The sequence below is a fragment of the Exiguobacterium sp. s7 genome (assembly GCF_018618195.1).
GTDB lineage: Bacteria > Bacillota > Bacilli > Exiguobacteriales > Exiguobacteriaceae > Exiguobacterium > Exiguobacterium mexicanum_A.
The window spans coordinates 358,226-370,429 of record NZ_JACSLO010000002.1 but is presented as its reverse complement, the minus strand read 5'-3'; the positions used below and the strand labels follow the sequence as shown (position 1 = coordinate 370,429).

The following is a 12,204-nucleotide window of genomic DNA, read 5'->3' as shown; positions in this document are numbered from 1 at the left end:
GGCCGTCGTGGTCGTCTTTTTTTGTTCACTTGAAGCGCTCGAGATAACGCCGGTCGATGCGCCGCTTTAGCCAAAACGGCAGACGACCGTGCCATGTCAGCTTCCCGAACGTCAAGAGTGCCCGTCCTGGGGTCGTCAACAAAATATTGAGCGACGTCCGCGATTTGAACCGGCGTGGCGTACCGAGCAGTTGACGGGCGACATGCCGACCCGAACGGACGGCATCGACACCACCGTTCAATCGGGCCGCCATATCCCCGGTGATATAAATCTCGCGGTAGACCGGGTGTCGCAAATCGTCTTCCGTGTCGATGAACGCCCCATCGTCCGCAAGTCCAGCCTCAGACCAAAACTCATCAGGAACGACACCGGTCGCGTCTAAGACGAGTCCCTCTGTCTGAGTCCCTGGTTGGAACGACGTCAGAATGAGCATCACGCCGCTGCGGACGAGACGTCGCGCCATCTGTCGCCCGACATGACGGGGAAGTTCGGGTAAGATGTCACGAGCATAGAGCGTCACGCGTTGCTTCTGTCTGAGGCAAGCGAAGGCGAGTTCGACTCCGGCTTTGCCCCCGCCGACGATCGTGATTGCATCACTCTGTAAAATCTCGTCCAGCATGTTTGTCGTCATCGGTTTTAACCGGTTCCCGATCCCACGACTCTTCGCACCGGTCGCGAGCACGAGGATGTCATATGCGACGTGGCCGCGATCGGTTTCGACGAGGCGCGCATCCGGATCGAGACCGATCAGGCGCTCGGCGACGGGAGAGACGTCACGACGCAACCGCGTCGTCGCCGATTCCATCTCGCCAGCGATCACTTGAGGAAACGCACCCGTATAAATCGCCTCTCGTCCACCGATATACGACACTTCGTAGTTTTCGTTAAGCGCATCGAGGTGTTCTAGAATCTCGAGCTGCCCATGACCGAGCCCGACCAAGACAAGGCGCGGCTTCATCTTAGAATCCGCCTTGCTTCAAACAAACGTTGGAGGATTGTGAACACTTCAAGCACGAGGAAAATCGTCGCGATGACGCCGATCCATGTCGGGAAAAGAATCATGAGCGTGAACAAGATGAAACATTCCGTCCGCTCCAAAATACCAGGCTGATAATAAAATGATTTCTCTGAACGGCGTGAGCTGCTCGCCCCGACGGCGAGGAATAACGTCATCGCCACGACGAACGACCCGAGCAAGAGCAGGAAGATCGGCATATGTTCAGGATGTCGTAGAGCGAGCGCGATGACGACGGCAATCTCGACGATACGGTCGAAGACGAGGTCGAGCACCGTGCCGAACCCCGTCTTTTGGGAGCGCCGGGCCATCGTCCCATCGAGGACGTCGAAGAGACCCGACACCCATAACAGCAACACGGCCGTCCACAACATATCGTTATAAATGAACAGACCGACCGAGACACCGATGATGCCTCCGAGGATCGTCACCTCGTTCGGGGTAAAGTTCCATTTCAAAAGCCGATCGGCCCCGCGCTCGATGACGGGACGGACGAAGCGGCTACCGTATGTGTCTAACATCAAATTCCTCCTTGTTTCTGTCGCAAATAATACGTCTCTCCGACTTTGAACGATTCGCTCCGCGGTAAGATGACATATTCCCCGGTCGGGCGCCGGTACTCGCCGAAATGATGCCCGAAGCGAATGAACGTCCGGACGAGCACGATCGAATCGGACGTCGCCTCTGTCGACACGTCGATATCGGTCGACGGAAGCAGCGTACCGCTCACTTCGACAAAGTCACCGAACGTCGACTCCGTCTCGGATAAACGTCCCGGCGTACCGGTCACCAGAACCCGACCCGTCTCGAGTAATGTCACCCGGTCGGCGACGAGCATCGCTTCTTCCCGGTCGTGGGTCACAAGGAGCGCCGTCAACTCGAGTTCACGGACGAGGTCACGAATCAGTCGTTGCAACTCGGATTTGAGACCGGGGTCGAGGTTCGTGAACGGCTCATCGAGCAGAATGAGTCGAGGCGCGGCAGCGAGCGCCCGGGCGAAGCTCGCGCGTTGCTGTTCCCCTCCAGACAATTCATGAATTTCAGCGTCGTAGCGGCCAGGAAGCTTGACCCGGGTGAGCCACGCTTCCGCTTCTTCCCGTGACCGGTTCGGCGTGGCGAGCGTCACGTTCTCGCCGACTGTCAGATGCGGAAACAAGAGCGGGGATTGGGACAACATCGTAATCCGGCGCAAGTGAGGCGGTACCCCATCGAGCGGCATCTCCTCCCACGTCACCGACCCGGCATCAAGCGTCTCAAGTCCGGCGACGATGCGGAGCAGTGTCGACTTCCCGGAACCGCTCACACCCACGAGGGCATGGATTTCTCCGTTCGGGATAGTGAGATCGATGCCGCGTAACACGTCGCGGTCTTTAAAACGTTTTCGTATTCCTGACAATACCAAGCTCATTGCAAACGCCCCTTCACCAATCTAATCCAGATGCCGAACATCGCACCGAGCCCGATATAAAATAAGACCGGCAACGAGACGAGCACCCATGTATTTTGTAACGCCAATGAGACGTCATTGCCTGCGTAGGCCTGATACAGCCGCGTTGTGACCGTCGGGACGAGTCCGGCCCCGATCAATTGGACGAGCACGAATTGACTCAACACGATGACGGTCGAAAACAATACGATCGTCCGCACCGACTCTTTCATGAGCGGGAATAGGACGAACCCGATCCGGGTGAGCGGCGCGAGCGTCAGTGACTGTTCGAGGAGCGGTCTCCCGATCACGTACATGGCGTTGTATGCCAATCGAATCGAATACGGCAACGTCGTGACGAGTAGGACGAGCCCGACCCCCGTGTACGTCCCGATGAGTCCGACTTGGGCGAGGGCGATATACATGCCGAACATGCTCGCCAAGACGGGGATAAACAATGGCAGAAACGTGAGCCATTCGACCCACGCCTTCCATTTTGACTCGGTGAACAAGAGCCACCAGGCCGTCCCGATGCCGAGCCAAACGTTGATGAGCGCCACGGCGACCACGTAGGCGACCGTATTCAAAATCGCCTCGTCCCACGTGAGCGACCTCGGAAACGTCAAAAACAACCCGACGAACGGAAAGACGACGAAACAAGCGACGAGAAGTCGACTCATCGTCTCACCCCCCGTTCGATTCGGCGTCTCCGCTTGGCCGTCAAAGCGTAGGATGCGATGACGCCGCTGAAGATGAACAATGTCCAAGCGAGCGCGACCGCATACGACTCGAATGCATTTAAAAATAGACCAGTCGTCAATCGCTCGTAGGCGAGTACCCCGAGCAGCTCGGGGTACGTGACACCTAGCAAAGCCGGCACTTCATAAGCGAACGAGATGAACGCCACGAGCACCCAGAACGAGTCGAGGAGCGGTTTGATGAGAAATGGCCATTCGGCCACTCTGAACTGTTCGAGCGGTTTGAGCTGGAGCGTCTTGGCCATATCCAAGTACCCTGGATTCAGTTGGCCGTATGTGCCGACCACCATCAAAAAAACGAACGGTACTTCTTTCCAGACGTACGTCAAGATGACGACGAGATGATGGCGCTCATTTGCCTCAATGAGGCCATATACCGGAAAGCCACCTGAGAACAACAGATAAAACAAATAGGCTGCCGCGACGTGCGGCACGAACATCGGCCATTTGAGGAATGATGCGAGCCACATCGAACGCCTCATATAGATCGTCCGGGCAAGCCACGTCCCAATCACGAGTGAGAGGAACGTCGATGTAAGCGTCACGTACAACGTCACCGCCAGGCTCGCACGCCACGCCGCCTCGTTCAACTCAGACCAGTCAAATCCGACGGTCTCGTAGAGCAGGAAGGCAACGCCGGTGAATGGCAATGCCAAAACGATTAAACTAAGCCATAGACTACTTCGCGACACGATCCCACTCCTCACGAATCGCATCAATCACGGCGGGCCCATAGTCGGGAATCGATCGTTCGGCGAGACGTTCCGGATCAGGATAGGTGACACCGTCATCGAGCTTCAAGAAGGCGTCACGGTCGGCCGCATCGAGTTTCGTCAAATCGAGCGATGTCCCGTCCCCCCAATACGTCGCGTCTTGTTTGGCGAGCTGGGCTTCCGGTGACAGTAACTCATTGATGACGACGAGCGCACCGTTCGGATTTTTGGCGTTAAACGGAACGGCGAGAAAATGCGTCGAGGCAATCGAATGCTCGAGCACGAGTGCCCGTGTCCCCTTCGGGAACACGCCGTCGTTGCGTTCCGCCTCGGCGCGTCGTTCATTGAAGCCCATCGTCATCCAGACGTCACCCGCGGCGTACAACTGGTCGAGTTGGGCGAGTGACTTCGGATATGTTGACCCTTGTTTCCAAAGGGTCGGCGACCACGTCGCAAGCTTCTCCCAGAACGCGTCTGGAATCTCTCCGTCACCGGCCGCAGCCCCATACTCGGCGTAGAGCAGATGGCGGACGAACGCGTTGCCCGTGAAGTCTGTCACTTCAGGATACGTGAAACGGCCCGGATTTTCTTCGGTCCAACGATGTAATTCGTCGAACGTCGTCGGCGGATTTTTGACTTTGTCCGCATCATAGTGCATGACGAACTGCACGTTCCCCCAGGCGACCTCGAGCCCGTCGGTCGGGGTGCCCGCATCAGTTGCCTGGGCTTCTTCGTTCAACAGCGCGGCGTTCGGGATTTTGTCGAGCAGGTCGCCTTGGAGCAACTCCGCCTCGGCGGCGTTACGGAAATTGTCTCCGTTGATCCACATGAGGTCGATTGTCCCTTCTTCTCGATTTGCCCGCTTGTCGAGCGACAATTGGCGCACGAACTCGGCCGTGTCCATCGGGACGCGGTTCAACTCCACGTCATACGTCTGTTTCAGGCGGGGCGCGACATACTCATCGATGTAGCGATTGATGCCGTCATCGCCTCCCCACATATAAAAATTGACCGTCGACTGTTTCGCTTCTTCGGCTGCCTGTTCGAACGTCGGTGTGATCTCGGCGCGCGTCGTCCCGCAGGCAGCGAGGAAGATGAGTGACAGCATCAAGCCAAATTGTTTCAATCGGCGCATCGTGTCTCCCCCTTTTTTCTCTATGTTGGCGCATTTACTTTCTGTCAAATCCCCGTTTTGCGAGCCGTTCGAACATGACCGGGCACATTGCGTACAGTTTCGCGCCAAGTTCCATCCACCACGGGGCATTCACTTCACGTTTCGACGCCTCACACGCCGCGACGACACGTTTCGCGAGACGATCGGGATTGAGCATAATCGATTTCACGCTCGCCTCGTAACGTCCGCTCTTGTCGGCCCGGAGAAAAAACGGTGTCGCGATCGGACCCGGATTGACCGTCAACACATGAATCCCTTCCGGCTTCAGTTCCAACCGAAGCGCGTTCGAGAACTGAAGTAACGCCGCCTTTGAACCGGCATAGACGGCCGACTTCGGCGTCGGTACTTTCGCCGCTTGCGAGCAGACGTTGATGATCGTGCTGCCGCGGCGCATCGACCGGGCACAGTCACGTGCGAGCACCATCGGGGCGATCGCGTTCAAGCGTATCGTCTCCTCGATGACGTCGGTCGATTGATCGACGACCCGGTCGAACTCACCGATACCGGCATTGTTCACCCAGACGTCGATTGGCCCGTATGTTCGTTCGACGTTTGCCACGAGCGTCTCATATTCGGTACAGACGTCGGCGACGAGCCAATCGGCCGATAGTTTCGTGCCGAGTTCACGCAATCGGTCCTCACTTCGTGCAATCAATGTCAAGCGGGCACCCGCCTCATAAAAAGAATGCGCCAGCGCGGCCCCAAAGCCGCTCGACGCACCCGTGATCACAATATGTCTCATTCCACAAATTCCTCCGCTCTCATATAGATCCATTTCCCGTCCGTCAACCGTTTGACGACGCGGCCACGTTCCTCGAGCAACGTCAAGCGCGCGAACACCTCACTGAAGACGAGCGGCATCGCCCGACGCATCTTGCGGCCATAGAGGCGCATCGACCAATCGAACACGCTCAACCCGTCGACCCAATCGGCGAGCAGCAACTCACTCCGTTCATAACGCTGGGCGATGCGCGCCTCGATCAACGGTCGCGGTTTTTGAATCGGTTCCCCGTGCCCGCTCACGACGAGCTTCAAATCGACGTCTTGAAGTTTTCGGAGCGAATCGAGATACAGGACGACCGGTGAGGCAAACCCTTCCTCCTCGTACGGTTGTTCAATGAGCGGGTTCGGTTCGACCGTATCAATCAAATGATCACCCGCGATCAAAACACCGCCAGGACCAAGGAGACCGAGCTGGTCACTCGCATGACCAGGCAGATGGATCGTCTTCCATGCCCCGTCACTCGTCACATCTTGACCGTCCTCGAACGTCATCGTGACGGTCGTCGGACCGATCCAACGCAACGCTTCCCGATAATCAGGCAGTTTGTTCACAATCGACTCGGGTGTACCAAACCAGTGCGCCAGGTCGTGTAAGAACTGATTGCCCCGTTTGATGAAGTTCGGTGTCTGTTCCAAATAGCGAACGAGCTTCTCGTGTCCATATACAGGAATCGAGGCGTCACGCAAACGCCAGGCTTGCCCCGCATGGTCGGCATGATGGTGCGTCAAAAATAAAAAATCAATATCCGCGAGATTCAGTTCGAGCTCGGCCAATTGTGTCGTCAATGAAGTCCACGCCTCTTCCGTGTCTGGTCCGCAATCGACCATGAAGAAACGGTTCATATGTTCGACGACATAGACGTTCACGTTGCCGACCTCGAACGGCGTCGGTATATCGAGTCTTGCCAGTTGGCTTGAAATCCAGTTCGCCACGTCCCCACAACCCCTTCCACCTATCTTCACTCATTATACCTGTCGATTAGAACGGATTTCAATCACACAAAAAAAGGAGAGGATTTCTCCTCTCCAATCACTTATAAGTTGATGACGGTAACTTTATCGCGTGTCATCGTCTCGAGGCTGCGTCCAATCCCTTGGACCCCGAGGCCTGATTGCTTCACGCCGATGAACGGGAAGTGGTCAGGGCCGCGTTCTGTGCGACCGTTCACTTGGACTGTACCGACTTCGAGCTTGTCGGCGACCGTGAAGGCGTTGTTCACGTTTTGTGTGAACACGCTCGCTTGAAGACCGAACTCTGATTCGTTCGTAAGTTCAATCATCTCGTCGAGCGACTTGACGCGGATGACCGGCAACACCGGTCCGAACGGCTCTTCCCAAGCGACGCGCATCTCACGCGTGACGTGGTCGAGGAGTGTCGGATGAAGGAGGTTGCCGTCGCGTTCGTTTCCGTGGACGACCGTCGCTTGTTTGTTGACGGCGTCGTCAATCAAACCTTGGACGTAATCTGCCGACTTCTTGTCGATGAGTGGGACGATAAAGCTGTTATCGACCGGTGAGCCGACCGTGAGCTTCTCGACACGTTCTTTCAACATACCGACGAGTTCGTCTGCTTGGTGCTCGAGCACGAATACGCGCTTGATCGCCGTACAGCGTTGTCCTGAATACGAGAACGCCCCGCTGATGATTTGATCAGCCGCCAGGGTGAGGTCCGCGTCTTCAAGGACGAGGGCCGGATCTTTCCCGCCGAGTTCGAGCACGACAGGTACCATCGATGCCTGTTGCGACAAGTGTTGACCTGTCCCGGTACCACCTGTGAATGTGATCATGTCGATGCCAGGGTGTGACGTCAAGTAGTCACCGATAACGGACCCGCGTCCTGTGACGAGGTTCAATAGACCGCTCGGAAGACCTGCATCTTGAAGCGCCTCGACCATTTTCACACCGCTGATAGCGCCTTGTGTCGCTGGTTTAAATACGACCGCGTTACCAGTGATAAGCGCCGGTGCGATTTTGGCTGCTGCCAAGTTGACCGGATAGTTGAACGGCGAGATTGCGAGGACGACACCGAGTGCTTCTTTCTTGATGATCGCCATCTTGTTCTTCGAACCGCCCGGGAATGAGTCGCCTTGCATGAATCCGCCTGTGAAGCGAAGTCCTTCTTCCGCCGTATAGCGAATGATTTCTGCTGTCCGGACGACTTCTTTCTTCGCATCGCTCAAGTTTTTCCCGACTTCGCGCATGATGATTTGACCGATCTCATCTACGCGCTCTTCGAGTTTGTCCGCCCAAGCGTACAACAGTTCGGCACGCTTGTTGACCGGAAGCGCCGCCCATTCCTGTTGTGCGCTTTTCGCGCCGTGAATTGCCTCATCGACTTCATCACGAGACATCGCCTGGACATGTCCGACGACTTCTTCTGTATAAGGTGAAACGAGTTCGATTGTTTCGTTCGTTGTTGATTCCTGCCATTGTCCATTAATTAAATATGGATACGTGTTCATACTCATAATCTCTATCTGCCTCCTGAGTAAGCTTTGATATCTCGTTGCCACCCCCATTGTATGCAAAATCAAATCGGTAGAACAACTATAAAGATTCAGTTTATGTAATGTAAACGGTTACTCGTCAATTTTTTGTCAATTCCGCCTCGACTTTGCCACTTTCAACTGTAGATGTTCATCAAATCGACCGATAGAAAGGAAGAGAGTACGTGAACTAGGAGGGACCACCAGTGAGCATGGATCATAATATTTTACTTGAGGCAGGCACGAACGAATTAGAAATCGTCATTTTCCAATCTGGCCCGTTCATTTTCGGGATCAACGTCATGAAAGTACGTGAAATCATCACGATGCTTCCCCTCACCCCGCTACCGGGTACCCCGGAAGCGATCATGGGGCTCATCGAGCTTCGCGGCGAGGTCATGACCGTCATCGATTTACCAATGGTCATCGGTCACCCGCGTGACGTTGGAGAGAACGACCGCTTGATCGTCTGTGAGTTCAACGGAGAAAAGTCGGTGCTCCGCGTCGACCAAGTGACCGAAATTAAACGAATCTCATGGGAACAGATCGACACGCCGTCCGATCTCGCGCGCGGCATGCAAGGCATCACGAACGGGGTCGTCAAAACGGGAGACCAGATGATTATCCTTCTCGATTACGAGCGGATTGCGCTCGAATTGTCACGAAAGGATATCATGGCCCGCGAATCGGTCAAACGACTCGGTGCCCGGGAACGGTCGAACAAACAAGTGTGGATCGCGGAAGATTCAGAGATGTTACGGACGCTCATCATCGACACGCTCGACGATGCCGGCTACTTCAACACGACGATCTTCAACAACGGAAAGGAAGCGCTCGATGCGTTCGAACAGAGCGACGTTCATTGCGACCTGCTCATCACCGACATCGAGATGCCGCAAATGGACGGTTTGCATTTGACGAAACGACTCCGTGAGATGGACCAATTCGCCGACCTGCCAATCGTCATCTTCTCTTCACTCATCTCGGATGATTTGAAGCATAAAGGCGACGCGGTCGGGGCGAACGCCCAGATCACAAAACCAGAGATTGGCATGCTGATCGCCACACTCGACGAATTTTTAGCTTGATTTGAAAAACGGGATTTCGCCTCGCGGCGGAATCCCGTTTTTCCTATGGCAACTCGTTCAAGTGGGCGTCCCATTCTTGATCGAAGCGATGCATATCGGCTTCAATCTCATCGAGAATCGGTTCGAGGTTCGACGTCTCGTTCGTCTCCCCAGCCATTTCAAGCTGATGGAATCGAGCGGCCGTCTCGTCGAGCCCGACAGAATAAGAGGCCCCTTTCAACAAGTGGGCAAGTTGTTCGATTTGTTCGTGATTTTGTTCACGCACCATCTGTTTCAATTCAGGGAACTTCGCCTCGAATTGACGTACGTACGTATCGGCAATCTTTTTCAAGAATTCTTTATTTCCGCTAGCGATTTGATGGAGCTCCGCCAACTTTTCTTCGTTAAACAGAGCATTTTGGGGCGTTTGTGACAACTCCATCCCTCCTTTGACTCAATCCTACTGCCATTCTTTCCCACTGTAGCATGTTTTCGAGAAAAAACAAAAAAACTCCTCCTTTTCCGATTGCACTCTCTCAATCGCCTACCTATAATTAGGTTGAGCTAAGGTAGGAGGAACATTATGCTAACGATTTACCGTACCGACGCATCTGGGCGTGTCGACGAAATCGACGACTTTGATAAAGGAAGCTGGATCCAACTCGTCAATCCGACGAAAGACGAGGCTGATCAAGTCATCGCCGCCTCCGGCATTCCTGAAGACTTCGTCTACGACCCGCTTGATATTGAAGAAAAACCACGATTTGAAAAAGATGATGAGGGGCTCCTCATGATCATCGACGTCCCGTACGTGGAAGAAGATGATACGGGACGCGCCTACAACACGATTCCACTCGGTATCATCGTCACCGGCCGACATTTCATCACCGTCTGCTCACGAGACCTCGACGTGCTCAACCTGTTCGCCAACGGAAAAGCCCGGCTGTTCCGAACGAACTATCGGAGCCGGTTCGTCTTCCAGATTTTGCACCGAGTCAGCATGACGTACTTGCGTTTCCTTCGCCAAATCGACCGGCGCATGGACGAGCTCGAGCAAGAGTTGCAACGTTCGATGCGAAATCAGGAAATCTTTCAATTGATGAACTTACAGAAGTCGCTCGTCTATTTCATGACCTCACTTAAAGCGAACGACAGCGTCCTCGACCGCATCGTCAAGACACCGAGCCTCGAGAAGCACGAGGAAGACGAGGAATTGCTCGAAGACGTGTTCGTCGAGCACCGCCAGGCGATGGAGATGGCGTCGATCTATAACGACATCATCAGCATTAAAATGGACGCCTTCGGTTCAATCATCTCGAACAACGTCAACTTCGTCATGAAATTCTTGGCCTCGATCACAATCGTGCTGAGCATCCCGACGATGATTTCTGGGATATTCGGGATGAACGTTCAAGTCCCATGGGAAGGCCAATCGATCGGTTTCGTGTTCGCGCTCGCGATGATGGTCGGCTTCTCAAGCCTCGCCTTTTATATTTTGTGGCGTAAGCGTTATTTCTAAAGAAAAGGAGGGTGTCGCCGGCTACGGTGACACCCTCTTATTTACATCAATTTGACCGTGACGAGACAAAGGTCATCGTCGATCTCGATTTTAGGAACGAGCTGTTCGGCGACATGGCGTGCGTAGTCGAGCCCGTAGGACGCGATGTCCTTCTCGAGCCAACGGATGCCGTCATCGATGTCTTTGCTGTAACATTCCATCAGCCCATCCGTATACATATGCATCGTCATACCCGGCTCGATGTCAATCACATTTGACTCATAGTTCGGCTCCTCGAACATACCGACCGGCACTCCGGTCGTCTCGAGGCGAGTTACGCCTGTATCAGACGTCACGATGACCGGCGGATGTCCGGCGTTGACGTACTCGATTTGACGCTTCGTCGTATCGATATAGCAGTATACGGCCGTGAAGTAGCTCTGCATGTCCTCTCCCGAGAACAAGAACGTCATCTGGCGGTTCAACTCGCTCATCACATCGACCGGATATTGGACGTTGCCGACGAGGCCCGGTAAAATCGAACGAATGCCCATCGTAATCAACGCAGACGACACGCCATGCCCCATCACATCAAAGATGATGACGCCGTAGCGATCAGGTGCGACCTGGAACCAGGCATACATGTCACCGGCCAGTTTTTTAGACGGCAAATACAAGGCCCGGACGTCAATCTCATCGTTACTGATCGGTGGGGTCAAGGCACTCTGTTGAATCTTTTGCGCGAGATCGAGGTCATATTGAAGACGTGCCTCATATTTCTTCCGTTCATCCACGGCTGCTTTATAGCGAAGCGCCGAACGGATCCGTGCGAGCAGTTCCGTGATTTTAATCGGTTTCGTCGTATAATCGGACGCCTCAGCGTCAAGTCCTTCCGCAATCTGCTTTTCTTCGGTGCGGCCCGAGACCATGATCACGGGCAATTCCTCGTAACCGGTCATCTGTCGAATCCGTTTGCATGTCTCAATCCCAGAAATCCCTGGCATCTCGACATCGAGCAGGACAAGGTCGTATAGCGACGGGGCTTGCGGATCCATCAGGAGCGCGAGCGCATCTTCACCACTTGAGACCGAAATCGTCTCATAATCATGTTGATGCAATAATTGTTCGAGAACCATCGTATTGACCGGTTCGTCGTCCACAATCAAAATCGCCATAGTCATCCCTACTTTCTCTGTCAGTGTTCTTCTGCATATTATTGTATCATATCTAATCGCCTCATTAGGTATTTCAATGCTGTGACAGTTCGAAGTACCCGAAAGATGG

13 protein-coding genes are annotated in these 12,204 nt (G+C 54.4%); 2 read left to right on the top strand and 11 right to left on the bottom strand.

All coding sequences use genetic code 11. From position 1 onward, the window contains the following. Window positions 1-25: 25 nt before the first annotated feature. From KNP79_RS04455 to KNP79_RS04415, 9 genes are all read right to left on the bottom strand, one after another. A complete protein-coding gene (locus KNP79_RS04455; protein ID WP_138859315.1) occupies window positions 26-958 on the bottom strand; it encodes an NAD(P)/FAD-dependent oxidoreductase in 933 nt (310 codons plus the stop codon). After that, the gene (locus KNP79_RS04450) at window positions 955-1,536 is read right to left on the bottom strand and encodes a CDP-alcohol phosphatidyltransferase family protein (protein ID WP_138859314.1); all 582 of its coding nucleotides are present in this window, start codon (window positions 1,534-1,536) and stop codon (window positions 955-957) included. The genes KNP79_RS04455 and KNP79_RS04450 overlap by 4 nt, the downstream gene beginning before the upstream one ends. Next, window positions 1,536-2,423, bottom strand: coding sequence for an ABC transporter ATP-binding protein (locus KNP79_RS04445; RefSeq protein WP_215191395.1), 888 nt, complete (start codon window positions 2,421-2,423; stop codon window positions 1,536-1,538). Before KNP79_RS04445 ends, KNP79_RS04450 begins: the two co-directional genes overlap by 1 nt. Next, on the bottom strand, window positions 2,420-3,121 hold the full coding sequence (locus tag KNP79_RS04440) for an ABC transporter permease (RefSeq protein WP_214797228.1): 702 nt from the start codon (window positions 3,119-3,121) through the stop codon (window positions 2,420-2,422). The genes KNP79_RS04445 and KNP79_RS04440 overlap by 4 nt, the downstream gene beginning before the upstream one ends. Beyond that, complete coding sequence (locus KNP79_RS04435; RefSeq protein ID WP_214797229.1) at window positions 3,118-3,891, bottom strand: ABC transporter permease family protein; 774 nt, start codon at window positions 3,889-3,891, stop codon at window positions 3,118-3,120. The genes KNP79_RS04440 and KNP79_RS04435 overlap by 4 nt, the downstream gene beginning before the upstream one ends. Continuing rightward, window positions 3,878-5,047: an ABC transporter substrate-binding protein gene (locus KNP79_RS04430; RefSeq protein WP_214797230.1), complete on the bottom strand. Its 1,170-nt coding sequence runs from the start codon at window positions 5,045-5,047 to the stop codon at window positions 3,878-3,880. Before KNP79_RS04430 ends, KNP79_RS04435 begins: the two co-directional genes overlap by 14 nt. 34 nt (window positions 5,048-5,081) lie before the next feature. Continuing rightward, window positions 5,082-5,828, bottom strand: coding sequence for an SDR family NAD(P)-dependent oxidoreductase (locus KNP79_RS04425; RefSeq protein WP_214797231.1), 747 nt, complete (start codon window positions 5,826-5,828; stop codon window positions 5,082-5,084). Next, window positions 5,825-6,802: an MBL fold metallo-hydrolase gene (locus KNP79_RS04420; protein WP_214791931.1), complete on the bottom strand. Its 978-nt coding sequence runs from the start codon at window positions 6,800-6,802 to the stop codon at window positions 5,825-5,827. Before KNP79_RS04420 ends, KNP79_RS04425 begins: the two co-directional genes overlap by 4 nt. 101 nt (window positions 6,803-6,903) lie before the next feature. Continuing rightward, window positions 6,904-8,340, bottom strand: coding sequence for an NADP-dependent glyceraldehyde-3-phosphate dehydrogenase (locus KNP79_RS04415; RefSeq protein WP_138860294.1), 1,437 nt, complete (start codon window positions 8,338-8,340; stop codon window positions 6,904-6,906). 227 nt (window positions 8,341-8,567) lie between these two features. Here KNP79_RS04415 and KNP79_RS04410 point away from each other — a divergent pair, with 227 nt between their 5' ends. Further along, window positions 8,568-9,443 (top strand): chemotaxis protein CheV, encoded by an 876-nt coding sequence (locus tag KNP79_RS04410; RefSeq protein WP_034777893.1) that lies wholly within the window; start codon window positions 8,568-8,570, stop codon window positions 9,441-9,443. Between the two features lie 43 nt (window positions 9,444-9,486). On the opposite strand, the gene KNP79_RS04405 is transcribed toward KNP79_RS04410, so the two are convergent. After that, entirely contained in the window at window positions 9,487-9,864 is a 378-nt protein-coding gene (locus tag KNP79_RS04405; RefSeq protein WP_034777895.1) for an Hpt domain-containing protein, read from the bottom strand. Window positions 9,865-10,005: 141 nt separating this feature from the next. Between KNP79_RS04405 and KNP79_RS04400 the strand changes: the two genes are divergently transcribed. Continuing rightward, a complete protein-coding gene (locus KNP79_RS04400) occupies window positions 10,006-10,941 on the top strand; it encodes a magnesium transporter CorA family protein (protein ID WP_034777898.1) in 936 nt (311 codons plus the stop codon). 41 nt (window positions 10,942-10,982) lie between these two features. Here KNP79_RS04400 and KNP79_RS04395 read toward each other — a convergent pair whose 3' ends face one another. Continuing rightward, window positions 10,983-12,095 carry a PP2C family protein-serine/threonine phosphatase gene (locus tag KNP79_RS04395; protein WP_034777900.1) on the bottom strand — a complete coding sequence of 371 codons (1,113 nt, stop codon included), beginning with the start codon at window positions 12,093-12,095 and terminating at the stop codon, window positions 10,983-10,985. Window positions 12,096-12,204: the final 109 nt, after the last annotated feature.